Raw genomic sequence first — 24,688 nt, forward strand, 5'->3', positions numbered from 1 at the left:
TGTTACGCGATCAACTCCCTCATCTGATCGTTTTTTTGCAAAAAGTTGCAGGCGCCATTTATCTATTACCGATTGCAACAACGGCTTTGCATCGGCACTCTGTATGCATAACCAGTATTTGACTCCCTTGCGCCATGGCCAACCCCCTCGAAGACCCCTTGTATTACCTGCATAACTTCCGTCAGGTCCTGGCCTGGCTGGGGCAACGCTATGCCGATCTGCTCGATGCGGACGAACAGCATTTCATTCAGCAATTTGACGGGTTGCCCCAGGCGTCCCAGGCGTTATTGGTGCGCATGGTGATGCGCAAGGGTGTGCATTTTCGCGGCACCAAGCTTAATTATGTGGAAATCGGCTGCCCCCATGCGGCAGCGGGCCCATTACGAGAACTGGGATGGGTGGATGACCAAAGCCCGCTGCCGTTTGCCACCTTGTTCGCCTTGCTGCAAAAGGGCGAAATCCTCGGCGCGTTCAGGCCCTGGATCGATCAGCCCAAGGGCAACAAGGCCACCTGGCTCGAACCGCTGGCGGCGCAGTTCAGCGAGCCGCGCAGTTTTGCTCAATGGTGCCCGGGCTTGGATGATGTGCTCTATAGCCTTACGGTCATGGCGTTGTGTGATCGCCTGCGCTTGATGTTCTTTGGCAACCTGCACCAGGACTGGTCCGAGTTCGTGCTGGCAGACCTGGGCATCTACACCTATGAAAAAGTCGAGATTTGCGCCGAGTCCCGCGGGTTACGCACGCGTGACGACGTGGTGGGGTTCCTGTTCCTGCACCAGTGCCAGCAAGCGTTTGAAGCCGGTGAGGCATTGGACACGCTGCTGGTGCAGATCGCCGGCCTGCGCACCGACAACCCCTGGCTGGAAAAACGCCGCGCCAAGCTGTTGTTCCAGATCGGCCAGTATTGCGAGCGCTGCGCCGAGCTTGCGCTGGCTGAACAGATCTACCTTGCCTGCGCCTATCCCGGTGCACGTGCGCGGTTGATCCGGGTCGTTGAGCGCCAAGAGGATTACGCCCGAGCGCTGGCCCTGGCCACCGCAGCTCAGCAGGCCCCGGAAAGCGCCGCTGAACAACAGCACTTGCTGCGTGTATTGCCGCGCCTGCGCCGCAAACTCGGCGAACCGGCGTTGCCCAAGGCCAAGCCGCAAGCGGTTGCACGCCTTGACCTGGCACTCGCCCAGGCGCCGCTGATGTCGGTGGAATACTGCGTCCAGGCGCACCTGAACGAGCCCGAGGCACCGGTGCATTACGTCGAGAATGGGTTGATCAACTCGCTGTTCGGCCTGTTGTGCTGGGAAGCGATTTTCGCGCCACTGCCGGGCGCGTTCTTCCATCCGTTCCAGCGTGGGCCGGCGGACCTGCACAGCGAAGACTTCCATCAACGCCGCGAGGCGTTGTTTGCTGCGTGTTTCGAGCAACTGGGGGATGAGCGCTACAAGGCCACCATCCGCCAACGTTTTCTGGACAAATGGGGTATCCAATCACCTTTCGTGTTTTGGAACCTGCTCAGCGAAGAGCTGTTGGAGCAAGCCCTGGCCTGCCTGCCCGCCGAGCACCTGCGCCATTGGTTCACACGCCTGCTGCTGGATATCCGCGCCAACCGCACCGGAATGCCGGACCTGATCCAGTTCTGGCCTGCACAAAAAACCTACCGCATGATCGAGGTCAAGGGCCCGGGCGACCGCCTGCAAGACAACCAATTGCGCTGGCTGCAATTTTGCGGCGAGTACCAGATGCCGGTCACCGTCTGTTACGTGCGCTGGGCGGAGCAACCCGCTTGAGTTACAGCGTGGCCGTACGGGCGCTGTGTGAGTTCACGGCCAAGGTCGGCGACCTTGACCTGCGCTTTACCCCGTCGCCCAGCGCCCAGGAAGGTATCGTCGGCCACCGTACGGTGGCGTCCCGGCGCAGCGCGCACTACCAGAATGAAGTCGCCCTGGAGGGGCAATACCAGCAGCTCAACGTGCGGGGCAGGGCGGACGGCTACGACCCCGACGCCAACCGCCTTGAAGAAGTCAAAACCTACCGCGGCGACCTCTCTGCCCAGCCCGCCAACCATCGGCAACTGCACTGGGCCCAGGTCAAGGTGTATGGCTGGCTGATGTGCCAGAAGCTCGGCCTCGGCGAAATCGACTTGGCGCTGGTGTACTTCGATATCGTTGGCGAAGGCGAGACGCTGCTGAACCAACGTTTCGAGGCGGCGCAGCTTGAGCGCTTTTTCAATCAGCAATGTGCGTTGTTCCTCGACTGGGCACAATTGGAAATGCAGCACCGCGATAAGCGCAACAAGGCCGCCCAAGCCCTGGCATTTCCCCATGCCGATTTTCGTCCCGGGCAGCGTACGTTGGCCGAGTCGGTCTACAAGGCGGTCAGCACCGGTCGTTGCCTGATGGCCCAGGCGCCCACGGGCATCGGCAAGACCGTCGGTACCCTCTTCCCGATGCTCAAGGCGCTGGCGCCGCAGCAGCTGGACAAGGTGTTCTTCCTTACCGCCAAAACGCCGGGGCGCAAGCTCGCCCTGGATGCCGCCCAGGTGCTGTACGACAGCAGTCCGGATCTGCCGCTGCGCGTACTTGAGCTGGTTGCACGGGACAAGGCGTGCGAACACCTGGATAAAGCCTGCCATGGTGATTCCTGCCCACTGGCCAAGGGTTTTTACGACCGCTTGCCCGCCGCCCGCCATGCCGCGTCCAGGGTTCGCCTGCTCGATCAGCGCAGCCTGCGCAGTGTGGCGCTGGCCCATGACGTGTGCCCGTATTACCTCAGCCAGGAAATGGCGCGCTGGGCCGACCTGGTGGTCGCCGACTACAACTATTTTTTCGACTTCGGCGCCCTGTTATTCGGCCTGGCGCAGTTGAACCAATGGCGTGTTGCGACGCTGGTCGACGAGGCCCATAACCTGGTGGAACGCGCCCGTTCGATGTACAGCGCCAGCCTCGACCAATACAGCCTCAAGACCTTGCGCGATACCGCGCCCGAGCCGCTGAACAAACCCTTGCAGCGCCTGAACCGCGAGTGGAACGCGTTGCACAAGGAACAAGTCGCGCCGTATCAGGCCTATGCCACCCGGCCCGACAAACTGCTACAGGCCCTGAGCCTGTGCACCAGCGCCATGGGCGACTACTTCAACGATCACCCCGAGTCCCTCAATGGCGACCTGCAAGCCTTCTACTTTGAAGCACTGCAATTTTCCAAGGTGGCCGAGCTATTCAACGAACACTTCATCTTCGACATCAGCAAGCGCCAGTTCAGTGGCAAGCGCAGTAGCTCGACCCTGTGCCTGCGTAATGTGGTGCCGGCCGAATTCATCCGGCCCCGATTGACGGCGGCTCGCAGCAGCGTGCTGTTTTCCGCGACCCTGAGCCCACGCCACTATTACTCCGATTTACTCGGGTTGCCGGCGGATACTGCCTGGGTCGATGTAGAGTCGCCGTTCAAGGCCGAGCAATTGCAGGTCAGCATCGTTGAGCGCATCTCTACACGCTTTGTGCACCGCCAGGCGTCGCTGGAACCTATTGTGGAATTGATCGCCCGGCAATTTGCCGAGCAGCCGGGCAACTACCTGGCGTTTTTCTCCAGCTTCGATTACCTGCAGCAAGTGGCGCAGTTACTCGCCGAGCGATACCCGCAGATTACACTGTGGCTGCAGTCACGCGGCATGGCCGAGGCCGAGCGCCAGGCGTTCCTGGACCAGTTCACCCAGCACAGCCAAGGCATCGGTTTTGCGGTATTGGGCGGCGCGTTTGGCGAAGGTATCGACCTACCGGGGGCGCGTTTGATTGGCGCTTTTATTGCCACCCTGGGCTTGCCGCAACTCAACCCGGTGAATGAACAGATCAAGGCACGCATGGGCGAGGTTTTCGGCGCGGGGTATGACTACACCTACCTGTATCCCGGCATCCAGAAGGTGGTGCAAGCGGCGGGGAGGGTGATCCGCAGCCAGCACGATCGCGGCGTGGTAATGCTGATCGATGACCGCTTTGGCGAGTCGCGGGTTCGACAGTTGCTGCCGAGGTGGTGGGCGATCAATGTTTGACAGATTACGGCGATTCAAATGTGGGAGGGGGCTTGCTCCCGATTACGGCGTATCTGCCAGCCAGTATGTAGCTGACCCACCGCTATCGGGAGCAAGCCCCCTCCCACATTTGAGCGGTGGTGTTGCTTAGATTACTTCCAGGTAAGAACTGTGTATCGCCCGCGCCAACTCGCGCACGGTGTCGATAAAGTCCGTCAACCGGGCGTGCAGTCCATCTTCCAGAATCTCATCGATCCCGGTATACCGCAGCCTTGCTTCGAACTCCGCCGCCAGGCGCTGCGCCGTGCGTCCGTAACTGCCGGGCAAGTCGGCGAGGATATGGCTCAACTCTTCGATGCACGCGTGCAGCGAGCGCGGGACATCGCTGCGTAACAGCAGTAGCTCCGAGACCGAGCGTGCATTCAGGGCGTTGGGGTATAACTCGGTGTACGCCTCGAACGAGGACAGCGCACGCAGCAGGGCGCTCCACTGGTAATAACCGCGAGCCGACAAGTCGCTGACTTCTTCGGACTCTTCACCAAACATCTCATAGCGCGCATCCAGCAGGCGCAAGGTGTTGTCGGCGCGTTCGACAAAGGTGCCCAGGCGAATAAACCGGTAGGCGTCATTGCGCATGATGGTGCCCGAGGTCGCGCCGCGAAACAGGTGCGAGCGTTGCTTGACCCAGTCGCAGAAGTGGCTGATGCCATGCCGCGCCAGGCCGCCGGCGGCGATGCTGCGCATTTCCAGCCAGGTGGCGTTGAGGTTTTCCCACATATCGGCGGTGATGCGCCCGCGCACGGCGTGGGCATTGCCTCGGGCGGCGCGCAGGCAGTTGTAAATGCTGGCCGGGTTTTCTTCGTCCAGGGCGAAGAAGTGCAACATGCGCTCGGCATCCAGGGTCTGGTGACGCTCCAGGTAGCTGTCCAGGGTGCCGCTGCTGAGCAACGACATTGCCAGCTCATCCAGGCCATCGCTGCGCCCGGCCTGGGGCATCAACGACAGTGAATAACTGACTTCCAACATGCGCGCCAGGTTCTCGGCGCGTTCCAGGTAGCGCGACATCCAGTACAGATCAGCAGCGGTTCTACTCAACATACTCAGCCCTCCACCACCCAGGTGTCCTTGGTTCCGCCGCCTTGCGACGAGTTGACGACCAGCGAACCTTCCTTCAGCGCCACGCGGGTCAAGCCGCCCGGCACCAGGCGGGTTTCCTTGCCCGAGAGCACGAAGGGGCGCAGGTCGATATGCCGGGGCGCGATGCCGTTTTCGACAAAGGTCGGGCAAGTGGACAGGCTCAAGGTCGGTTGGGCGATATAAGCGTGGGGACGCGCCTTGATGCGCTGGCGAAAATCTTCGATCTCGGCTGCGCTGGAGGCGGGGCCCACCAACATGCCGTAGCCGCCGGAACCCTGGGTTTCCTTGACCACCAGTTGTTCCAGGTTGGCCAGCACATGGGACAGTTCATCGGGCTTGCGGCACTGGAAGGTCGGTACGTTTTGCAGCACCGGCTCCTCGTCCAGATAGAAGCGGATCATCGCCGGCACATAGGGGTAGATCGACTTGTCGTCAGCCACCCCGGTGCCGATCGCGTTGGCGAGCACCACATTACCCGCGCAATAGGCCGCCACCAGGCCGGGTACGCCGAGCATTGACTTGGGGTTGAACGCCTCGGGGTCAAGGAAGGCGTCGTCGATGCGCCGGTAGATCACGTCCACCGCCTTGGGGCCATCGGTGGTGCGCATGAATACCTTGAGGTCGTGCACGAACAGATCGGCGCCTTCGACCAGCTCCACGCCCATTTCCCGCGCCAGGAACGCGTGTTCGAAAAAAGCGCTATTGAAGCGCCCAGGGGTCAATACCACCACATTGGGGTTATCGAGGCGGCTGGCGCTTTTCAAGGTCTTGAGCAGCAGGTTGGGGTAGTGGTCCACCGGCGCAATGCGTTGCTTGGCGAACACTTCCGGGAACAGGCGCATCATCATCTTGCGGTCTTCGAGCATGTAGCTCACGCCGCTGGGGGTACGCAGGTTGTCTTCGAGCACGTAATAGGTGCCGTCGCCGTCGCGTACCAGGTCGACACCGGAGATGTGCGAGTAAATGTCGCGGTGCAGGTCCAGGCCGACCATCGCCTTCTGATAGCCCTCGTTGCCCAGCACCTGTTCTGCCGGAATGATCCCGGCCTTGATAATGCGCTGGTCGTGGTAGATGTCGGCGAGGAACATGTTCAGTGCGTTGACCCGCTGGATACAGCCGCGCTCGATCAGGCTCCACTCACTGGCGGGGATGCTGCGGGGGATGATGTCGAAGGGAATCAGGCGTTCGGTGTCTTGCTCGTCGCCATACAGGGTGAAGGTGATCCCGGCGCGATGGAACAGCAAGTCGGCTTCACGGCGACGCTGGGCCAGCAGTTCCGGCGGCGTGTTGGCCAGCCAGCGGGAAAAATCCTGATAGTGGGCGCGGCATACGCCGTTTGCGTCATTCATTTCATCGAAGAAAGTTCGAGCCATTCCAGTACCTTGTCAGTGCCGAGGGTTTCCTGGGTGGCACTGCCGCTTAAAAAACGCATGTTCTTATGAGCCCGTGGCTGAGGGTGCCAACAGGCCTGGTCCTTACTTTCTTATGGAGTCGGCTCTGGGTCGCGGGGTAACGAATGCTCCTGTTTTCGGGTAGATGAATGGATAAAGCAAGGGATGTGCCGGAACGCACACAAGGTGGCAATTACCTGTGGCGAGCGAGCTTGCCCGCGCTGGAGTGCGCAGCGCTCGCGCTTTTGTGGGGGCCGCTGCGCAGCCCAGCGCGAGCAAGCTCGCTCGCCACAGAAGCGGGCTCACGACAAGGGGGCAGAGGGCGCCCTGACTTGGTGCACAAGAAACTTGAACTTCATCCACGCCCGATTCTTCTAATGAGTCCCGTCACTTTGTGGAGCATCGTTGTGCCCCGAATCATCTCCCCAAACACGCCGGAAGCGGCCCTGACCGACCATAGCGAACACAACGCCAAGATCTTCGGCTCGCCCAAGGATCGCCTCGACTTCTACCGGCGCGAGATCCAGTACGAAACCAGCATCCTGGCCAACCGCACCGACGCTTACCTCACTGCGCAATCGTTTCTGGTGATCGCTTTCGTGTCCGGCATGGGCAACCTCAACCCGGAATGGGGCAAGCTGTTCACGCTGGTGGTGCCGGTGATCCTCGCCGCGCTGGGTATTCTCAGCTCGCTCAACGCCTGGCCTGGCATACGCGCGGCCTACCAGATCATTGATCACTGGCACTACAAGCAAAGCGAATTGCTGCGCAGCGAGCCGGTGATGGGCCTGGCCTACGATGAATCGCCGCTGTTTTCCGAAATGGAGTCCAGTCACAAGGGCTATCGCAAGTCGTTGCTGTTTTCCATGCGCGCGCCGTGGTTGTTCATGGTGTTCTGGCTGGTGCTGGGCATCTATGCGTTTTATATCCAGGTGGACAATCCACTGCGCTGAGCAATCGGACGGAACTTCACTGGGGCACGTGGCGCCTTAGCTTTACGCGGTAAAGATTTATCACCGGTCTGTGAAGAGGTATGCCATGTCTACATCCAACGATCCCCAAACCAGCAACCGCAATGACCCTGCCATCGATGGTGGCGAGCCCGCTCCGGGCACCGCTGCCGATGCGCCCAAGGACCCGACGCCTGCCAGCGACCCCAAGGCCAAGGAAAACGACTACAGTCCAGACTTCAAGCCTGAGCGCGAGCACAAGCCTGAAACCGATGCCGATATCGATACCCAAGGCGGTTAACGGAGACGGTCATGTCAAAAGAACTCGACGAAGAACTCAACGACCCCGGCAATGAAGATCCGGGTTCGCTGATGGATGATGCGCAAGTGCCGCTCAACGATCTGGATGAAGCGGCCGACGTCGGCAATACCGACAGTCAGGATTGATCCGGCGGCGGGCCAGAGGGATCGGTGAACTTGAACAGGAGATCTCCCTCCTGTGCTTGATCCAGTGAAACCTCCTGGCCCGGTACGCAGTTATCCATCACGCCAAGCGCGGCGCAGGATTCATTTTTTGTGCACGGCGCGTCGTTCGTACCACGCCAGCAAGGGCTGGGTGCTGAGGCCATGCACCATCACGCTCAGCGCGATCACCGAGAGGGTCAGGTTCACCGCCACGGCGCTGCTGGTACCTATCAGCCCATGGTTGAGCGCATAGAACAGGTAGTAGAGGCTGCCGATCCCGCGAATACCAAACCAACTGACCAGGCTGCGTTGCCGCCGATCCAGCAGGCTGCCCCAAGGCATCGCAAACACGCTGAGCGGGCGAACCACACAGAACAGCAACGCCGCCACCGCCAGCGCGCGCCAATCCCAATGGCTGACCAACACGATGCCCAATACGCTGACCAGAAACACTTCCATCGAGCGCTCGACCAGGCTGCCAAAAGCCAGCATGTCGCCCATCATCACGCCGGCGGCGATCTGGGTGTCCTTCAACTGGCTGACGTCACCGTGCAGCGCCTGCTCGGGCTCGATCTCCAGATGGCCCACCACCGGCTGGGCCAGGTGCTCGGCCGGCGTTTGCGCATAACCGGTGGATTTGACCTCGGCCTGGCGCAGCCCCAGGCCCGCCGCAAACACCGACAAGAAGCCGTAGCCGCCGACCGCTTCAGCCGTCACATACGCCAGGGCAATCAGCGCGAGGGTGAGGTAGTCATTCGGTGACAGGGTGCTATCGGCATTGATCAAGCGCAGGCGCAGGGTGATACGGCCAATGCCGCGGCCCATCCAGTAACCCATCAACAGCCCGGCCGGTACCGCCCACAGCAGGTTCTTCAGCACCCAGCCGCCGAACCAGTCGCCGTCGAAACCGCCATGTTGCATGAACAGCAGGCCAAAAATCACAAAAGGAAACGCAGTGCCGTCGTTCAACCCTGCTTCGCCGGACAGGCCGAATCGCAATGCGTCATAGTCCTGGGCATTGTTGACCTGCACCAGGCCGGCCAGCACCGGATCTGTGGGCGCCAGCATCGCTCCCACCAGCAATGAAACGCCCCAGGTTAAATCGAACAGGTAGTGCAGCAACAGGCAGGTGCCGAGGATGGTCAGCAGCATCACCGGCCCGGCCATGCCAAAGGCGATGCGCCAGGTGCGGTGCTTGAGCGGCAGGCGCAATTTCAAACCGCTGACAAACAGCGAAAACAGCACCGCCACTTCCGTCAGGTGCTCCATCCAGCGCGCTGAGCCCTTCACGTCCAGGTGCAACAAGTCCACGCCCAGCGGGCCAATGGCGATGCCCAGCAACAAGCACACCGCTGAGGTGGTCACCGGCATCCAGCGCAAATAGGAGGAGGTGAGGGCGAGGGTGAGCAGTACGGCGCCCAATACGGCCAACCATAGAATGAAAGTCATCGTGCGTGTTCCAGGGCCGTGGTCTATGCAGGTTTGAGAACAGCGACCGGGAGGGGGTTCAATGTGATTGCCTGCCACGGGGACAAGGCCCTATTTATCCATTGAACGACGGTTTGCTATGCACTAAGTTGACCGATTGTTGCCGCGCGCATATTTATGGATTTGCGTCTTTATTCTTTCACCAGAGGCTCTGGCATGAGGTTTTCTCCCTTCGTTGAGCGAATTGCAGGGCAGGGCGTCGCCGCCTGGGACATCCACCACGCTGCGTTCGACGCTGCCGGCCAGGGCGAAGACGTCATCATCCTCAGCGTCGGCGACCCGGATTTCGCCACGCCGGCCTTTATCACTGACGCCGCCGTCAATGCCTTGCACGCGGGAGATTCCCACTACACCGAGATCGCCGGGCGCCCGGCCTTGCGCGAGGCGATCGCGACCCGTTACAGCCAGACCCTGGCCCGCCCGTTGGCGGCTGACAACGTCATCATCGTGCCCGGTGCGCAGAACGCGCTGTTCATCAGCTCGCTATGCCTGTTGCAGGCCGGCGACGAAGTGTTGGTGCTCGACCCGATGTACGTTACCTACGAAGCCACGCTCAAGGCCAGCGGCGCCACTCTGGTGCGGGTGCCCTGCAGTGCGCAGTCCGGCTTTCGACTGGATCCACCATTGCTCGCCGCCGCGATCACGCCGCGCACCCGGGCGATATTCTTTTCCAATCCGAACAACCCCACTGGCGTGGTGCTCAACCGGCAAGAGCTGCAAGCCATTGCGGACTTGGCGATCGCACATGACCTGTGGGTGGTAGTGGATGAGGTCTACGAAAGCCTGGTGTTCGACGGTCAATACCACAGCCTCGCGGCGTTGCCGGGCATGGCGCAGCGCTGCATTGTGATCGGCAGCTTGTCCAAGTCCCATGCCATGACCGGCTGGCGAATCGGTTGGCTTATCGCCCCAGCGCAAATGGTGCAGCACGCTGAAACCCTGCTGTTGAGCATGATGTACGGCTTGCCCGGCTTCGTGATGGAGGCGGCGACAGCTGCGGTGTTGGCCCATGACGAAGTCACGCAAGGCATGCTTGAGACTTACCGACGCCGACGCGACCTGGTGGTGACTGCCTTGAGCGCCTGCCCGGGCATCCGCGTGCAGGCGCCGCAAGCGGGCATGTTTGTGTTGGTGGATGTGCGCGATACGGGCCTGGGGTCCCTGGATTTCGCCTGGCGCCTGTTTCGTGAAGCTGGCGTGTCGGTGCTGGACGCGGCAGCCTTCGGCGAGCCGGCCCAGGGCTTCGTTCGGCTTTCCTTTACCTTGGGCGAGGAGCGTCTGGCGCAAGCCTGTCGGCGGATTGTGCTGTTTGTTGAACAGCTTGCCAGTGAGCGGGCCGTGCACTGGGCGTGAGTACTTGCCCAACTCTCCCACAGGCTACGCAGCCCTGTTAGTCAGCCAACGGCGGCAAACGCCGTTTCACCGGGGTTTTCTTGACGATAGCGGTGTTGGTCTCGGCATAGGTATTCAGCCGGTCCAGCAGCGTGTCGAGGTGCTCCATGGTGCGTACATGCAGGCGTGCGATAAAGCAGTCGTCGCCCGTGACCTTATCGCATTCTGTGAACTCGGGGATCGCCTGGATCTGGCGTTCCACTTCCTGCAGTTTGCCGGGCAGGGGGCGGATGCGCACGATGGCTTGCAGCAGGTAGCCGAAGTGCTTGGGGTCGATGTCGACGGTGTAGTGGGTCAGCACGCCGCGCTCTTCCAGGCGGCGCAGACGTTCGCTGACGCTCGGCGAAGACAAACCGGTGATGCCCGCCAGGGTCTTGAGGGACAGGCGCGAGTCGTCCATCAAGGCGGCGATCAATTGCTGGTCGATAGTGTCGATCATGAGCTTTGCCTAATAAGAAAAGGTGAATCCTGGGTTTTGCCTTTTTTAGTCGCTGTAGCCGTGTCGAGCAGATTGCCATAATTGAGCCTCACTTGAGGAGCCTCAATCATGGATACATCAATCCGTCGCGGAACCTGGGAAATGATCGCTGCCATGCTGATCTCCGGCACCATTGGCTGGTTTGTGCTGGTGTCGGGCGTGTCGGTGCTTGAGGTGGTGTTCTGGCGCTGCGTGATTGGCGCGCTGACACTGATGCTGGTGTGCGCGTTGCTGGGGTATTTGCGCCTGGAGTTACTCAACTGGGCCAAGCTAGGGGCGGCAGTGCTCAGCGGCGTGGCGATCGTCGGTAACTGGCTGTTGCTGTTCGAGTCCTATTCCCGTGCGTCCATCGCGATCAGCACGGCGGTGTACAACGTGCAGCCGTTCATACTGGTGATGCTGGCAGCGGTGTTTCTCGGTGAGAAGATCACCGTGCAAAAAATGGCGTGGCTGAGTGTGGCGTTCCTGGGCATGTTGGCGATCGTGACCGCCCATGGTGAGCAAGCGGGTGGTGGGAATTATCTTGCTGGCATTGCCTTGGCCTTGGGCGCGGCATTTTTGTACGCGGTGGCGGCGCTGATCATCAAACGCCTGAAGGACGTACCGCCGCATTTGATGGCGTTGATCCAGGTGACCACCGGCGCCGTGCTGCTGGCGCCGCTGGTGCCCTGGCACAGCTTGCCCGGGTCGACCACTGCCTGGGCGGCACTGGCGACATTGGGCGTGGTGCATACCGGTTTGATGTATGTGTTGCTGTACGGGGCTATTCAGAAGCTGCCCACGGCGATGACCGGCGCGTTGTCGTTCATCTATCCGATTGCGGCGATCCTGGTGGACTGGATTGCGTTCGGGCATCGCCTGGGGTGGCTGCAATGGCTGGGTGTGGCGGCGATTCTGCTGGCCGCTGCCGGGTTGCAGCGGGGCTGGTGGTGGCCCCGCGCCCGTCAGGTCAGTGCGTGCCCTGATAGATAAGGTTTTCCGGGTTGAAATGCTCTACAGCACTGCCCGGCTGCGGCAACCCAAGAATATGCCCCTTGATCTTGCCCACCACATGCATCTCGCACGGCTTGCAATCGAACTTCAAGGTCAGCACTTCGTCGCCGTGGATCAACTGCATCGGCGCGACTTTGGTCTTCACGCCGGTGACGCCCTTGGCCTGTTTGGGGCACAGGTTGAACGAGAAACGCAGGCAATGCTTGGTGATCATTACTGGCACTTCGCCGGTTTCTTCGTGGGCTTCGAAGGCCGCATCGATCAGCTTCACGCCGTGACGGTGGTAGAAGTCGCGGGCCTTCTGGTTATAGACGTTGGCCAGGAATGACAGATGCGCATCCGGATACACCGGCGGCGGGGTGGTCTCGGCCTTGCGTCCACCCCGAGGGTGCGCCTTGATGCGGGCGGCGGTCAGGGCTTCGATCACTTCACGGCGCATGGCCTTGAGCTGCGAGTTGGGGATGAAGAACGCCTGCGGCGCGTCCAGCTCGATGCGGGTGGCGTGATACTCCGTGGTGCCGAGCTGGCCGAGCAGATCGCGCAGGGTGTCCAGTGCCTGTTCCGGCTTGTTGGCTACACCAAACGGGCCGGGCAGGGTGACACTGGCGCTGATGCCTTCTTCGCTGGTGGCGGTGAGGTGCAACTGCTCTTCACGCAGGCGTGCAACCCACGCCAGGCCGATACGGCGTTCGGCGGACGTCTTGAGCAGTGCCTGTTGCCAGTTATGGTCCAGGTTACGGTTCAAAGGATGGTTGGGGCGCAACTGATGCAGGCCGGCCGGCATTTCATTCGGCTCGACGCGGTAGCGATAGCGCTTCTCGCCGTCTTCTTCGAACTCGCCTTTAGGCTCGGCGATATTGGCGCGGAACCCTACCACCTCACGCTTGACCAGCACATTCAGACCATCGCCGTTGGAAAGCGGCTCATGGGTGACTACCTGCAAGTCACGCTTGCCGGCTTTTTCCACCACACCCACCGGCAGGCCGGTAAACGTCGGGGTGTCGAACGCGCCGATGTCGATCTTGCGATCGGTGACGAAATAGTCGGTGCTGCCACGGTGGAAGGTTTTTTCCGGGTCGGGCACGAAGAAGTGCGCGGTACGCCCGCTGGAGGCACGGGCCAGATCCGGGCGGTCTTCGAGGATTTCGTCGAGGCGCTGGCGGTAGTAGGCGGTGATGTTCTTCACATAGCCCATGTCCTTGTAGCGGCCTTCGATTTTGAATGAACGCACACCCGCTTCGACCAGCGCGCGCAGGTTGGCGCTCTGGTTGTTGTCTTTCATCGACAGCAGGTGCTTTTCAAAGGCCACGACGCGGCCCTGGTCATCTTTCAAGGTGTACGGCAGACGGCAGGCCTGGGAGCAATCACCACGGTTGGCACTGCGGCCATTCTGCGCATGGGAAATATTGCACTGCCCGGAGAACGCCACGCACAGGGCGCCGTGGATAAAGAATTCGATGGCGGCATCGGTTTCGTCGGCGATTGCGCGGATTTCCTGCAGGTTCAGCTCACGGGCCAATACCAACTGCGAGAAACCGGCCTGATCAAGAAACTTTGCCCGGCCCAGGGTGCGGATGTCGGTCTGGGTGCTGGCGTGTAGCTCGATGGGCGGAATATCCAGCTCCATCACGCCCAGATCCTGCACGATCAACGCGTCTACACCTGCGTCATACAGCTGGTGGATCAGCTTGCGCGCTGGCTCCAGCTCGTTGTCATGCAAGATGGTGTTGATGGTGGTGAAGACGCGGGCGTGGTATCGACGGGCGAATTCCACCAGTTGAGCGATATCGCTCACGTCGTTACACGCATTATGGCGAGCGCCGAAGCTCGGCCCGCCGATATAAATGGCGTCGGCGCCATGCAGAATGGCCTCGCGCGCAATGGCGACATCGCGTGCAGGGCTGAGCAATTCAAGGTGATGCTTGGGCAAGGACATAGTTTTTTTAGTCAGGCTTGTCACGGTCGAGGCGCGCATTGTAGCCGTGAAATGCCCGGCCGGCATCTACCGCAGGGCTGTCGGGCCCAGGGCCCTGTGTGGGAGGGGGCTTGCTCCCGATGAGGGTGTGTCAGTAATTAAAACTGTTCTGACCCACCGCTATCGGGAGCAAGCCCCCTCCCACATTGTTCATAGCGCTCTGAGATATCAGGCTTTGGCAGCCATTGCCGTTACTTCAACACGCATCCCGTCCACCGCCAACGCAGCCACACCCACCGCAGCCCGCACCGGCCATGGCTTGGCGAAAAAGCGCTTGTAGACTTCATTGAACGCAGCGCGGTCGGCCATATCGGTGAGATAGATGGTCAGGTGCATCACCCGATCCATGGAACTGCCGGCTTTTTCCAGCGCGACTTTGAGCGCTTGCAGGGTGCATTCGCTTTGCAGGGTGATGTCGCCCAGCTCCAGGCTGCCGTCGGCGTGGGTCGGGATTTGGGTCGAGACCAGAATGCCGTTGAAGCCGATGACATCGGAGGAGATGGAGTCGGCATCTGGGTCGGGAGTGAAAGAAAGATCGTGGTTGGCCATGTAGGTCTCATGTGCAGTGCGGATCGAAGGTTGGCGAACAGTTTAAACACTGCCCGCTCGAAGGTCACGGCGCCTGCGTCTGTAGTTGCTGCCCCCTCTAACAGGTAAGCTTGCGCCAGCATGTCAGTGAACGAACGATAGGGATATTGGAATGGTAGTTAAGTTAATGACGACGGCAGCGTGCTGGGACATGGACGCTAACGTGTCGGCCAGTTTTGCGCACGCGGCCCCCAAGGACCTGTTTTATTTTTGCCCTTGTTGCCTTGAGGAGGTCGTTGCGGCCATTTCAATTCTGGGCAACTTCTATTTCAGGGCGCTGAACTCTCACAAACCGCGCTGTGTGAACGAAAAAGCCCCGTCTCATGCGTCTGCGTTTCCAGGAGTGTCAGCCCCGCGACCGGCCTATATCGCGCCGCCGCTTATCCCAAGCCACTTGGGCAAACTCTCCACGCGGCGCAAAAACGCCAAACCAACGGTTACCGAGATGCAAGCTCTGGCCTCGTCGCTCCAAGCGTCGACGTCTGTGGTTATACACCCAGGCACGTTGGCTGAAGTTGTTGAAGCATGGTCTGCTATGACCGTAAACGTCCGTCAGCGAACATCGCTATCTATCGCGGGCCAGCAACTGACCTATTTCGATGCGTTTGCGCAGCTTACTGCCGCTCAAAAGAACATTGCGTCCCTGGGATGTGATCGACTCATCACCCATGCTCAGGCGACGGTGTCACTGCTGGATAACGTAGTTTTAGTCGTAACCTGGCTCAAGTTCGATACACAAAACAAACCAGTGCCGATCAGGGTAAAAATGAAGCGCAGTGATCCAGTAGCCAATCAATTGGCCAAAGGTCAGCACGTAAGGCTGTTTCTGCATGGTCCTGCCCCTGTACTCAATGCTCAGCAAAAATACTTCGAAATGCAGAACATCAGCGAGTACCTGGGATTCATTGTGATGACGTAAAACAACTGTTTTGCGCCATCACAGTTTTTACCGCGGTGAGCCTGGCGGCTGGATGAGTCCGGTGCTGACAAGGCGAATCAGCACCGGCACGGCAATTACTCTTTAACGTCCATGAACTCTTCAGCCCACGCCACATAGCTCTCCGGCAACGTGTAGGTGTGGGTCAGCTCCGTGGCGCTGAGATTGGACGTGCTATGGGTAAGCTGGCGTTGCGCACGCAGGCTGTCGTAGGTGGCCTTGATCGCGGCGAAGTAGGCGCCATGCCCGGCTACGACGATGCGCACGCCCAGGCTGGCCAGGCGCTCGCTGTCATGCAGTTGCGGGTTGCCGTAGGTCACCAGCATCAACGGCACGCTGAGGTTCTCGGCGATTTGCTCCAGGTGCTCGAAGTCTTTGACGCCAACCATGCAGATACCATCGGCGCCGGCCTTTTCGTAGGCTTTGGTGCGGGCGATAACATCGGCGGTGGGCAACACGCCGGCGTTGGTGCGGGCAATGATCGACAATGCGGGGTCGACGCGCGCCTCAATGGCTGCCTTGACCTTGCCGATGCCTTCTTCTACCGAGATCAAATCGGTGGACTTGCGCCCGAATTGCGCCGGCAGCAGGGTGTCTTCAATGGTCAGCGCGGCGACACCGGCGCGTTCCAGTTCTTCGACGGTACGCATCACGTTCAGCGCATTACCGTAGCCGTGGTCGGCGTCGGCAATGAAGGGTAACTGGGCGACGCGGCCAATGCGGGTGGCTTGCTCAACGAACTCACTCAGGGTAATCAACGCAAAATCGGGGGCCGCCAGCACCTGCAGGGAGGCGACTGAACCGCCCAGGATCCCGACTTCAAAACCCAGGTCGGCCGCGATGCGGGCAGACATGGGGTCGAATACGGAGGCGGTTTCAACGCAGATGGGCGTTGCCAGCAGGTCACGGAAGTTACGGCGTAGCGCTGAGTGAGAAATCTTGGGCATGTTCTTTCCTGGCTTTGGTCATCGTCAAGTGACGATCAATGTCTATTCGTGGTGCCGGGAGATTACCACGCAGACGGGCAGGGGATTATGACGTTTGAGCGGGGCCGTGCTATTGAGCGACGGCGCTGTATGACTGGCCCAGGTCACGGGCCCAGCCGTCGAGCACTTCTTTTACGTTGTCGGCGGTCATCACTTGCTTGTCGTTATCCAGGGGAATGCCGGTGCCCTCGCTCACGATGGCTGCCACCACATCGCCGGTCGAGCCGTCTTCGAGGGACAGTTGCGTGGCGATCTCGCTGTCCTGGTCGCGGATGCCGGCGGCGGTGCTCACGCCCGCTGCGACCAGGGTGATCGGCAGCCATTCATACAGGCGCAAGCCTTGGGGGCTGGTGGCGATCCGGGTAATGGCGGGGCGTACCGTAAGCGTGTCGGGCCCGGGCTTTGCGGCCAGATACATGTGTTTGCCAAGCTCCGACCGCAGTACCAAGTCGTAATATCCGGTGACGTGGAAGAGGGTGCTTTGCGGTATCTGGGCGCTGGGTTCAACGGCCGGGAAAAACTGGCTGGGCGCCAGGTACACCTGCTTGTATCGGCCACGCTTCAAGGCCGGACTGACCCAACTCAGCACGGTCTGGCCCGAAGCACTCTGGTGCTCTTTAAGCAGGCTGTAATCGTGAAGAAAACCCGCGTCTTCGGGCTCGATACGGTTGCTGCTGCAGGCCGCCAGGCTCAAGGTGGCCGCCATCAATAACGGCAGTGAACGTTTGCAGGTCATCAGTGGGCTGCCTGTTCGTTCGGGTTGTCATGAGAGCATTCGATGTGCAACTGCCCATGGGTCATGATCCAATGGACAAGCTCGGCGATGGGGATGGAGTGGGCATACTCGACCCAGCGCCCGGCGTCGGGGCTGTAATGTTCGAAGTAGCGGCGCAATACGATGCGGTCCTGGTCCGCCGTCAGGCCCAGGCAGGATTCCTGGAACAGCATGGGGCTGTCCTGTGCGGGGGACGATGTGCGCTGGCTCAGCACCAATGGCCGCCCGGTGTCCTGTGCCTGCTCGGTATACCTGCTGCTAGAAACCTTCATGAACGTCTCCTTGAATGGAAGGCGTGCAGGATGCCCGACGGGTTTTTCCCGAAGATGTCCGGGTTGTGTCCGTGGCGAAGGAATGTTGCTCGATTGAAATAAATGACCCCGGCGCCGGAATGGTTTTAGATGTTTTCCTTTTTTGCCAGGGGACCTGGGAACGTGAGCAGACTGCTGATCGTCGACGACGACGGAGAAATTCGGGCATTGCTGAAGAAGTTCTTCGTGCAGCACGCCTATGAAGTCGACGTGGCTGCCGACGGAGAAGCCATGTGGGCAGCCATCGCCCGGCAGCGGCCAGACACCATTATCCTGGACCTCATGCTGCCCGGTGAAGGCGGCCTTAGCCTGTGCCAGAAAGTCCGGGCGCAGATGGGCATTCCAATCATCATGCTCACGGCCATGGGCGAGCTCAGTGATCGCATCGTCGGCCTGGAGCTGGGCGCCGACGACTATCTGACCAAACCGTTTGCCCCCCGCGAATTGCTGGCCCGTCTGCGTGCGGTGCAACGGCGGGCGGGGCAGCCCGTCGGCGCTGGCAGTGAGCATTCCCGGCCAATCATCGCGTTCTCCGGTTGGCATCTGGATATTACCTGCCGCGAGCTGCGCTCTCCCGAGGGCGTGATGATTCCGCTGTCCGGTGGCGAATTCGACTTGCTGGTGGTGTTTCTTGAGCATCCTCAGCGCATCCTCACCCGCGACCAATTGATCGACCTGACCCACGGCCGGGACCACGACGCCTTCGACCGCAGCATTGACGTGCAGGTCAGCCGGCTGCGGCGCAAGATCGAGCCCGATTGCAAACGCCCGGACCTGATCCGCACGGTACGCAATGGCGGCTATCTGTTCACCGCCCCGGTCACCCGGTCATGATCCGCGGCCTGTTGCGTCGCGACACCCTGAACCGGCGCATCGCCCTGACCATTCTCGCCGCGATGCTCGCTTCGCTGGCGCTTAATGCCTTGTTCGTCCAGGTTGCCGGGGTCTGGGCGCGCCCGCCGATCGAGCGCACGGGGTTGCTGGAGCAGATGGCCGCCACCACCAAAGTCATCGAAGCCGCGCCTGCAACGCTGCGTTCGCAACTGGCGGCAGCGGCCAGCGATGCCCGCCTGCATGTGGCCTGGCATAACGACCCTGCGGATTTCGGCCTTCCCGACGGCAACACGGCGCTTCAAACGGGCGAAGTCCCGGGGATACAAGCACTGTTTGGCACTGGGCGACAAATTAAGGTGTTCAGCCCCAACGATTGGCCGCGTGGCAGCCCCGAAGCGCACTATGTTGCGCTCGTGCAGTTGCTCGATGGCAGCTGGCTGTCATTCGTCCCGCCTGAACGCACGTGGGGGCTGAGCGCGCCCACGCGCATCGCGGTGATCATCACCCTGGGGTTGATCGCGACCTTGTTGGTGGCCTGGCTCGCGACCCGGCAATTGGCCAAACCGTTGCAGCGTTTCGCCAGTGCCGCCAGGCGTTTTGGTGGTGATTTGCGCGCTCCGCCCATCGACAGCGAAGGCCCCCACGAAATACGCCAGGCCATCATCGCCTTCAACACCATGCAGGCGCAGATCCAGCATTTCATTGGCGAACGCACCCATATGCTCGCGGCGATTTCCCACGACTTGCGCGCGCCTTTGACGCGGATTCGCCTGCGTTGCGAGTTCATGGAGGATCTGGACCATCAGCACAAACTGATTCGCGATGTCGAGGAAATGCAGTCGATGATCAACGCTGCGCTGGCGTTCTTTCGCGACGATACGGTGCTGGAGCAACGCACTGCATTCGATCTGTCGGAGCTGCTGCAAACCATCATCGATGACTATCGCGACCAGCATTTTGCGGTGGATTTCATTGGGCCGTCCCACCTGGTCTATCACGGACGCCCACTGGGACTTAAGCGGGTGATCGTCAACCTGCTGGAGAACGCCGCCAAATATGCGCGTCACCCTGGCATCTCTCTGAGTGGGGACGGTCAGCGCATCTGCATTGAGGTTCATGACCAGGGGCCGGGGATTCCCGAGGCTGACCTTGAGCGCGTATTCGATCCATTCTTTCGCCTCGAAACCTCGCGCAATCGTAATACCGGTGGCGTGGGTCTCGGGCTTTCAGCAGCACGCGCCATTGTGCGCGAGCAGGGCGGCGAACTGACGCTAAGCAACCGTCTGCGTGGCTCAGGCTTGGTGGCGCGGGTCGAGCTGCCTCGATAGCCTGATGCGGTGCGCGCATTATTTGCGCATTACGTTATGCGTTATAGGTATTTTACACGCGCCTCTTAGAACCGCATCGTATTGATCCTTACGAACATTGCCGAGACCGCACGCGCGGATCGACTTGACTGCCCAACACGGCATCTGGAGACGAGCGTGCGTTACCTGACAACACTGGCGGCCGGGTTGGCCGCCACCTTGCTAAGCCTGACGGCACAGGCACAAACCCTGGTCGTGGGTGACCAGAGCTATAACGCCCAAGCGGTGATGGAAGCGGCGGGGGTGCTGGATGATCTGCCCTATACCCTGGAGTGGAAGCAATTCACCGCCGGGTCACCGGTGGCCGAAGCGCTCAACGTCGGCAGCCTGGATATCGGCCTGCTGGGCGATGCGCCGGTATTGTTCCTGGGCGCATTGGGCGCACCGATCAAGGTGATTGCCGTCAGCCGCCAGAATCTTGCGGGCGTGGCAATCCTGGTGAAAAAGGATTCGTCGATCCACAGCCTGGCCGATCTTGCGGGCAAGCGCGCGGCCATCTGGAAGGGCTCCTGGAGCCAGCAACTGCTGCTGACTGCATTGGATAAAGCCGGGGTTGCACGGGACTCTCTGGAGTTGCGCTACCTCAGCGCGCTGGATGCGTCCCATGCGCTGGAGGGCGGCGCGGTTGACGTCATCGCCACCTGGGAGCCCTATGTCACGCAACAGGAACGCCAGGGTGCGCGAGTGCTGGCGACCGCCGAGGGGCTGATCCCGGCCCAGAGCTTCATTGCCGCCAACGCCAATGCGGTAGAGGCCAAGCGTGAGCCTATCAGCGACTTTCTCCAGCGGCTGAAAAAAGCCCGTGACTGGGCTCGCCAAAACCCGGCCAACGCCGATGCCTATGCCGATGCCTGGGCCAAGCGCACCCGTGCCGACGCCGACATCGCCCGTGTGTGGTTTGCTCGGGCGCGCACCACCGTCGAGCCACTGACCGCCCAGGTGCCTGTGGAAGCGCAAAAGACCGTGGACTTTTTCGCCAGCCAGGGCCTGATCAAGGCTTACCCGGCCGCCCAACTGTTTGACCTTTCCTTCGCGGCGTCCTTGCAGCCCGCCGTCGCCAGCCGCCAGCCCTGAAGGGGTCTCGTCATGACTAAAAGACAGCTCAAACTGGGCGCCCTGACCATGGGCAGTGGTGGCCCGGGCCGGCATAACCTGTGGCTCGACCCGCAACTGCCGGCCGATGCCAGCGTCAACGTCGACTGGTACATCGAGATTGCGCGCCAGGCCGAGGCGGCGCTGTTCGACTTGATGTTTATCGTCGACAGCCAATTTATCACCCCCGGCTCGCCGTCCCATTACCTCAACCGCCTGGAGCCGCTGACACTGTTATCGGCGCTAGCGGTGAGTACCCGGCATATCGGCCTGGTTGGCACGCTGACCACCTCCTACAACTCGCCGTATAACGTGGCGCGGCGCCTGGCGTCCCTGGATTTGATCAGCAAAGGCCGCGCCGGCTGGAACGTGGTCACCAGCGGTGATGCTGGCACCGCAGGCAATTACAGCCGCGATGAACATTATGACTACGCCACCCGCTATGGCCGCGCCGCCGAACACGTCCAAGTGGTGCAGGGGTTGTGGAACTCTTACGAAGACGATGCGTTCGTGCGCGACCGCGCTACCGGCCAGTTTCTCGACCCCAGCAAGCTGCACAGCCTGAACCACCAGGGCGAACATTTTCGCGTGGTCGGCCCGCTGAATATCCAACGCTCACCCCAGGGCCAACCGGTGATCTTTCAGGCCGGAGATTCCGAGCCAGGCCGCGATCTGGGCGCAGCCACGGCGGACGTGATCTTCACCCATGCGGCCAGCATCGAGCAGGGCCAGGCGTTTTACCGGGATATCAAGGGCAGGGCGGCACAAAGAGGGCGCGATCCGGAGCAGTTATTGATCATGCCCGGTGCGGAAGTCTATGTGGGTGACACTGATGCACAGGCCCGGGAAATCGAGCAGCACTACCATCAACTCGACCATAGTTTTGAACTGGCGCTCAAGGAGTTCGGGCGTAATTTCGGCTGGCATGATTTCAGCCAGTACGACCTGGATGCGCCATTCCCGCAAGAGAGCCTGGAAGCGGCGCGCAGCAGTTTTTTCACCAATGCCAAACGCATCGCCGATCAGGCGCGGGAGAAGGGTTTCACCTTGCGCCAGGCCATTGAGTTTGGTCGGCAACTGCGTCCTGGCGCCTTCGTGGGTAGCGCCGATACGGTGGCGCAGAAAATGGCCGCCTGGCTCCAGGCGCGGGCTGTGGACGGGTTCAATATCTACATCGGCCACCCCGGGCAGTTCGATCGATTCACCCGGGAGGTGATTCCGTTGTTGCAGGAGCGTGGGGTTTACCGCACAGAGTATGAAGGCTCGACTTTGCGCGAAAGTCTGGGGTTGGCGATACCACGGTTCAAGGTTTGATAGCGGTGTCGACAGGGAGCCAAGCACCTCCCCATTTCGCATAACTGCTGTGCAGTACCAGGGATTAATCCGCCTGCGCGCACTGCCTATAGTTCATTCACACACCGCAGCGTTTAAAAGCGCTGCGGGCTCCAGCCAAAAACTGAGATGAGCCTGATGAACGAATTCAACCCTGTGCCGACGGATATAAACCAAATGGACGCCGAGTACTTCGAGTACAGCAAAGCGGCCAACCCCATCAGTGCCAACCTTATTGCGCGCATTCCCTACCACAGCTTTCCCGCCTCGTTATACGACAGTGGCCCTTCACGCGTGGTACCGCTGGACCTCAGCGACGCTTTGGGCTGCGAAGGCCCTGCGACAGGCCCCGGGCTGTGCGCGAATTTCATGCGCCTTAACCGTGGCGACACGCTGACCGTGCAACCCAATGCGACGTCCCAGGTGTTCTACGTGATCGCCGGCGAGGGCAGCGTGGTTCAGGGCAAACATGAGATTCAATGGTCAAAAGGTTGTTTTATGGCCTTGCCTGGCTTGCAGGCAGCACACTTCAGCGCCCGCCAGGATGCGCGTCTTTACTACGTGCACGATGAACCGTTATTGCGTTACCTGGGGGTGGCACGCAGCGCAGACCGCTTCGCGCCGACGCTGTACCCCGCAGAACTGGCTAACGCCAAGCTGCGTGAAGCGGCCGACGATCCTCGTGCGCAAGACCGCAGCCGCATCAGCATTTTGCTGGGCAACCGCAACTTCCCCCAGACGCGTACCGTGACCCATGTGCTGTGGGCCATGTATGGGATCCTGCCGGCAGGCTCGGTACAGAAACCTCACCGGCATCAGTCGATTGCGCTGGATTTCATCATTGATTGCCCGCCGGGCTGTTACTCGCTGGTGGGCACCGAGTTGGACGCGGACGGGCAGATCCGCAATCCGCAGCGGGTGGACTGGTCGCCTGGCCTGGCATTTGTCACGCCGCCGGGGTACTGGCACGCGCACTTCAATGAATCGGACACTGAGGCGTTCCTGATTCCGATTCAGGACGCAGGGCTGCAAACCTATCTGCGCTCCCTGGATATTCGTTTCAGTTGAGTCATGTCCACTCAGGCGTTTCGCCCAGTCGCTCAACGATAAAGTCGATAAAGCACCTGACCTTGGACGACACGATGCGCTTGGGCGGGTAGACAAACCACACGGCGAAGTCGCGCTCGACATCGCGTATTTGCCATTGCGGCAGCCACACGAGCAACTCGCCGGCCTGGATGCTCTGGGCGACCAACCAATCCGGCAAAAGGGCAAAGCCCAGCCCCTGGCGTGCGGCGATCAGTTGTGCGTCGAGATCATTTATCCGAATGCAGCCGTTGTGCAGCAGCGGTGATACCTGGTCGCCGCAGTCAAAGCTGATAGCGCCCGTAGGCAGCGTACCCAACACCGCGGGCAAACCGGCGAGGTCGGCAGGGGTTGAGGGTGCAGGGTGCTGCCTGGCAAAAGCCGGGCTGACCACCACACGGTAATGGCCATCGCAGAGTTTGCGGGCCTTGAGCGTCGAATCGGCCAGCGCGCCAATGCGTATGGCTAGATCGACGCCGGCATGAATCAGGTTGACCTGAGCATTATCCAATACCAATTCCACACTGATTTGCGGGTAGCGCGCGCAAAAGTCCTTCAAGGCTGGAAGGATGTGATGGCGGGCGAATGCCGGCGGCAGGTTGAGCTTCAACAAGCCCCTGGGCTGCTGGTTCAACGCAGACGTCGCCGCCTTGGCGTGTTCCAGTTCATCCAGCACCCTGCGGGCGTGCATCAGGAAGGTCTGGCCGCCTTCGGTCAGGTGCAAGGTGCGCGTGGAGCGGTTGAACAACGCGATACCCAGGTCTTGCTCAAGATCCTTTATATAGCGTGAAACCGTGGACGCCTTGATCCCCAAACGCTCGGCTGCGCGGGAGAAGTTATTGCCTTCGGCAGCTTCGACGAAGGCGGTGAGGGCACTGAAATAGTCCAAGGACAGCCTCGGGGCAGGGCAGGAAAGTTGGCAGGTTGTTGAAGTTTGCAGGGCGCTGTCAACTCGAAACTATCGTCATTTGCTGGCACAAGCTTGATCCTGGTCAGGTAACGCTGCTGCCACGCTCTATAACCTTGGGCTTCCATCAAAGGCCAGGGACGGCTCAAGGAGCACCTCTGGTCGCCCAATCTCAAGGAAGAGTCAGCC

The 24,688-nt window shown here is 60.7% G+C and carries 22 protein-coding genes and 1 pseudogene; 13 read left to right on the forward strand and 10 right to left on the reverse strand.

What is annotated here, in order from left to right; translation table 11 throughout:
• Positions 1 to 134 precede the first annotated feature (134 nt).
• Positions 135 to 1,781, forward strand: coding sequence for a VRR-NUC domain-containing protein (locus tag E3O56_RS19120; RefSeq protein WP_248128784.1), 1,647 nt, complete (start codon positions 135 to 137; stop codon positions 1,779 to 1,781).
• Entirely contained in the window at positions 1,778 to 4,036 is a 2,259-nt protein-coding gene (locus E3O56_RS19125; protein ID WP_248128785.1) for an ATP-dependent DNA helicase, read from the forward strand. The genes E3O56_RS19120 and E3O56_RS19125 overlap by 4 nt, the downstream gene beginning before the upstream one ends.
• Before the next feature lie 126 nt (positions 4,037 to 4,162).
• On the opposite strand, the gene E3O56_RS19130 is transcribed toward E3O56_RS19125, so the two are convergent.
• Both E3O56_RS19130 and E3O56_RS19135 read right to left on the reverse strand, forming a co-directional pair.
• Positions 4,163 to 5,113, reverse strand: a complete 951-nt coding sequence (locus E3O56_RS19130) for an alpha-E domain-containing protein (protein WP_005788443.1) — start codon at positions 5,111 to 5,113, stop codon at positions 4,163 to 4,165.
• Positions 5,114 to 5,115: 2 nt separating this feature from the next.
• Positions 5,116 to 6,525, reverse strand: coding sequence for a circularly permuted type 2 ATP-grasp protein (locus E3O56_RS19135; protein ID WP_005788442.1), 1,410 nt, complete (start codon positions 6,523 to 6,525; stop codon positions 5,116 to 5,118).
• Positions 6,526 to 6,950: 425 nt separating this feature from the next.
• Here E3O56_RS19135 and E3O56_RS19140 point away from each other — a divergent pair, with 425 nt between their 5' ends.
• The 3 genes from E3O56_RS19140 (at position 6,951) to E3O56_RS26810 (ending at position 7,940) form a co-directional block, all read left to right on the forward strand.
• Positions 6,951 to 7,496, forward strand: a complete 546-nt coding sequence (locus tag E3O56_RS19140) for a hypothetical protein (protein WP_032803895.1) — start codon at positions 6,951 to 6,953, stop codon at positions 7,494 to 7,496.
• 85 nt (positions 7,497 to 7,581) lie between these two features.
• Positions 7,582 to 7,794, forward strand: a complete 213-nt coding sequence (locus tag E3O56_RS19145) for a hypothetical protein (RefSeq protein WP_032875270.1) — start codon at positions 7,582 to 7,584, stop codon at positions 7,792 to 7,794.
• Between the two features lie 11 nt (positions 7,795 to 7,805).
• Positions 7,806 to 7,940 carry a hypothetical protein gene (locus tag E3O56_RS26810; RefSeq protein WP_005788437.1) on the forward strand — a complete coding sequence of 45 codons (135 nt, stop codon included), beginning with the start codon at positions 7,806 to 7,808 and terminating at the stop codon, positions 7,938 to 7,940.
• A gap of 120 nt (positions 7,941 to 8,060) precedes the next feature.
• On the opposite strand, the gene E3O56_RS19150 is transcribed toward E3O56_RS26810, so the two are convergent.
• Complete coding sequence (locus E3O56_RS19150; protein ID WP_248128786.1) at positions 8,061 to 9,407, reverse strand: sodium:proton antiporter; 1,347 nt, start codon at positions 9,405 to 9,407, stop codon at positions 8,061 to 8,063.
• A gap of 195 nt (positions 9,408 to 9,602) precedes the next feature.
• Here E3O56_RS19150 and E3O56_RS19155 point away from each other — a divergent pair.
• A pseudogene (locus E3O56_RS19155) lies at positions 9,603 to 10,769 on the forward strand (aminotransferase class I/II-fold pyridoxal phosphate-dependent enzyme); the annotation flags it as partial.
• Positions 10,770 to 10,836: 67 nt separating this feature from the next.
• Here the strand turns inward: E3O56_RS19155 and E3O56_RS19160 are convergent.
• Complete coding sequence (locus tag E3O56_RS19160) at positions 10,837 to 11,277, reverse strand: Lrp/AsnC family transcriptional regulator (protein ID WP_032875274.1); 441 nt, start codon at positions 11,275 to 11,277, stop codon at positions 10,837 to 10,839.
• Between the two features lie 108 nt (positions 11,278 to 11,385).
• On the opposite strand from E3O56_RS19160, the gene E3O56_RS19165 reads away from it, so the two are divergent.
• Positions 11,386 to 12,288: a DMT family transporter gene (locus tag E3O56_RS19165; RefSeq protein WP_248128789.1), complete on the forward strand. Its 903-nt coding sequence runs from the start codon at positions 11,386 to 11,388 to the stop codon at positions 12,286 to 12,288.
• On the opposite strand, the gene E3O56_RS19170 is transcribed toward E3O56_RS19165, so the two are convergent.
• Both E3O56_RS19170 and E3O56_RS19175 read right to left on the reverse strand, forming a co-directional pair.
• The gene (locus E3O56_RS19170) at positions 12,266 to 14,245 is read right to left on the reverse strand and encodes a U32 family peptidase (protein ID WP_032875276.1); all 1,980 of its coding nucleotides are present in this window, start codon (positions 14,243 to 14,245) and stop codon (positions 12,266 to 12,268) included. The genes E3O56_RS19165 and E3O56_RS19170 overlap by 23 nt on opposite strands.
• A gap of 207 nt (positions 14,246 to 14,452) precedes the next feature.
• Positions 14,453 to 14,833 carry a RidA family protein gene (locus tag E3O56_RS19175; RefSeq protein WP_032875277.1) on the reverse strand — a complete coding sequence of 127 codons (381 nt, stop codon included), beginning with the start codon at positions 14,831 to 14,833 and terminating at the stop codon, positions 14,453 to 14,455.
• A 190-nt stretch (positions 14,834 to 15,023) separates the two neighbouring features.
• Here E3O56_RS19175 and E3O56_RS19180 point away from each other — a divergent pair, with 190 nt between their 5' ends.
• Positions 15,024 to 15,791 carry a hypothetical protein gene (locus E3O56_RS19180; RefSeq protein WP_248128791.1) on the forward strand — a complete coding sequence of 256 codons (768 nt, stop codon included), beginning with the start codon at positions 15,024 to 15,026 and terminating at the stop codon, positions 15,789 to 15,791.
• A 95-nt stretch (positions 15,792 to 15,886) separates the two neighbouring features.
• Here E3O56_RS19180 and E3O56_RS19185 read toward each other — a convergent pair whose 3' ends face one another.
• The 3 genes from E3O56_RS19185 to E3O56_RS19195 form a co-directional block, all read right to left on the reverse strand.
• The gene (locus E3O56_RS19185) at positions 15,887 to 16,756 is read right to left on the reverse strand and encodes an oxaloacetate decarboxylase (RefSeq protein ID WP_005788420.1); all 870 of its coding nucleotides are present in this window, start codon (positions 16,754 to 16,756) and stop codon (positions 15,887 to 15,889) included.
• A gap of 109 nt (positions 16,757 to 16,865) precedes the next feature.
• Positions 16,866 to 17,531, reverse strand: coding sequence for a DUF3313 domain-containing protein (locus tag E3O56_RS19190; RefSeq protein ID WP_103735183.1), 666 nt, complete (start codon positions 17,529 to 17,531; stop codon positions 16,866 to 16,868).
• On the reverse strand, positions 17,531 to 17,842 hold the full coding sequence (locus E3O56_RS19195; RefSeq protein ID WP_078821384.1) for a hypothetical protein: 312 nt from the start codon (positions 17,840 to 17,842) through the stop codon (positions 17,531 to 17,533). The genes E3O56_RS19190 and E3O56_RS19195 overlap by 1 nt, the downstream gene beginning before the upstream one ends.
• A 129-nt stretch (positions 17,843 to 17,971) precedes the next feature.
• Between E3O56_RS19195 and E3O56_RS19200 the strand changes: the two genes are divergently transcribed.
• The 5 genes from E3O56_RS19200 to E3O56_RS19220 all read left to right on the forward strand — a co-directional run bounded on the left by E3O56_RS19200 (position 17,972) and on the right by E3O56_RS19220 (position 23,574).
• Positions 17,972 to 18,715 (forward strand): response regulator, encoded by a 744-nt coding sequence (locus E3O56_RS19200; RefSeq protein WP_223018283.1) that lies wholly within the window; start codon positions 17,972 to 17,974, stop codon positions 18,713 to 18,715.
• Positions 18,712 to 20,043: an ATP-binding protein gene (locus E3O56_RS19205; RefSeq protein ID WP_248091313.1), complete on the forward strand. Its 1,332-nt coding sequence runs from the start codon at positions 18,712 to 18,714 to the stop codon at positions 20,041 to 20,043. Before E3O56_RS19200 ends, E3O56_RS19205 begins: the two co-directional genes overlap by 4 nt.
• A 156-nt stretch (positions 20,044 to 20,199) precedes the next feature.
• Positions 20,200 to 21,156, forward strand: coding sequence for an ABC transporter substrate-binding protein (locus tag E3O56_RS19210; protein WP_223018285.1), 957 nt, complete (start codon positions 20,200 to 20,202; stop codon positions 21,154 to 21,156).
• Between the two features lie 12 nt (positions 21,157 to 21,168).
• Positions 21,169 to 22,488: an LLM class flavin-dependent oxidoreductase gene (locus E3O56_RS19215; RefSeq protein WP_032875290.1), complete on the forward strand. Its 1,320-nt coding sequence runs from the start codon at positions 21,169 to 21,171 to the stop codon at positions 22,486 to 22,488.
• A 156-nt stretch (positions 22,489 to 22,644) separates the two neighbouring features.
• The gene (locus E3O56_RS19220; RefSeq protein WP_248128792.1) at positions 22,645 to 23,574 is read left to right on the forward strand and encodes a cupin; all 930 of its coding nucleotides are present in this window, start codon (positions 22,645 to 22,647) and stop codon (positions 23,572 to 23,574) included.
• Between the two features lies 1 nt (position 23,575).
• On the opposite strand, the gene E3O56_RS19225 is transcribed toward E3O56_RS19220, so the two are convergent.
• Positions 23,576 to 24,481, reverse strand: a complete 906-nt coding sequence (locus E3O56_RS19225) for a LysR family transcriptional regulator (protein ID WP_148853229.1) — start codon at positions 24,479 to 24,481, stop codon at positions 23,576 to 23,578.
• Between the last annotated feature and the right edge of the window lie 207 nt (positions 24,482 to 24,688).

This window comes from Pseudomonas sp. W2Aug9, assembly GCF_023127755.1.
In the GTDB taxonomy this organism is placed as follows: domain Bacteria; phylum Pseudomonadota; class Gammaproteobacteria; order Pseudomonadales; family Pseudomonadaceae; genus Aquipseudomonas; species Aquipseudomonas synxantha_A.

Excerpts from the sequence above, each read along its gene's own strand:
- E3O56_RS19120 (WP_248128784.1), top strand. The coding sequence starts at position 135 with ATGGCCAACCCCCTCGAAGACCCCTTGTATTACCTGCATAACTTCCGT.
- E3O56_RS19130 (WP_005788443.1), bottom strand. The coding sequence starts at position 5,113 with ATGTTGAGTAGAACCGCTGCTGATCTGTACTGGATGTCGCGCTACCTG.
- E3O56_RS19135 (WP_005788442.1), bottom strand. The coding sequence starts at position 6,525 with ATGGCTCGAACTTTCTTCGATGAAATGAATGACGCAAACGGCGTATGC.
- E3O56_RS19145 (WP_032875270.1), top strand. The coding sequence starts at position 7,582 with ATGTCTACATCCAACGATCCCCAAACCAGCAACCGCAATGACCCTGCC.
- E3O56_RS26810 (WP_005788437.1), top strand. The coding sequence starts at position 7,806 with ATGTCAAAAGAACTCGACGAAGAACTCAACGACCCCGGCAATGAAGAT.
- E3O56_RS19150 (WP_248128786.1), bottom strand. The coding sequence starts at position 9,407 with ATGACTTTCATTCTATGGTTGGCCGTATTGGGCGCCGTACTGCTCACC.
- E3O56_RS19160 (WP_032875274.1), bottom strand. The coding sequence starts at position 11,277 with ATGATCGACACTATCGACCAGCAATTGATCGCCGCCTTGATGGACGAC.
- E3O56_RS19165 (WP_248128789.1), top strand. The coding sequence starts at position 11,386 with ATGGATACATCAATCCGTCGCGGAACCTGGGAAATGATCGCTGCCATG.
- E3O56_RS19170 (WP_032875276.1), bottom strand. The coding sequence starts at position 14,245 with ATGTCCTTGCCCAAGCATCACCTTGAATTGCTCAGCCCTGCACGCGAT.
- E3O56_RS19175 (WP_032875277.1), bottom strand. The coding sequence starts at position 14,833 with ATGGCCAACCACGATCTTTCTTTCACTCCCGACCCAGATGCCGACTCC.
- E3O56_RS19180 (WP_248128791.1), top strand. The coding sequence starts at position 15,024 with ATGGACGCTAACGTGTCGGCCAGTTTTGCGCACGCGGCCCCCAAGGAC.
- E3O56_RS19185 (WP_005788420.1), bottom strand. The coding sequence starts at position 16,756 with ATGCCCAAGATTTCTCACTCAGCGCTACGCCGTAACTTCCGTGACCTG.
- E3O56_RS19190 (WP_103735183.1), bottom strand. The coding sequence starts at position 17,531 with ATGACCTGCAAACGTTCACTGCCGTTATTGATGGCGGCCACCTTGAGC.
- E3O56_RS19195 (WP_078821384.1), bottom strand. The coding sequence starts at position 17,842 with ATGAAGGTTTCTAGCAGCAGGTATACCGAGCAGGCACAGGACACCGGG.
- E3O56_RS19200 (WP_223018283.1), top strand. The coding sequence starts at position 17,972 with ATGTTTTCCTTTTTTGCCAGGGGACCTGGGAACGTGAGCAGACTGCTG.
- E3O56_RS19205 (WP_248091313.1), top strand. The coding sequence starts at position 18,712 with ATGATCCGCGGCCTGTTGCGTCGCGACACCCTGAACCGGCGCATCGCC.
- E3O56_RS19215 (WP_032875290.1), top strand. The coding sequence starts at position 21,169 with ATGACTAAAAGACAGCTCAAACTGGGCGCCCTGACCATGGGCAGTGGT.
- E3O56_RS19220 (WP_248128792.1), top strand. The coding sequence starts at position 22,645 with ATGAACGAATTCAACCCTGTGCCGACGGATATAAACCAAATGGACGCC.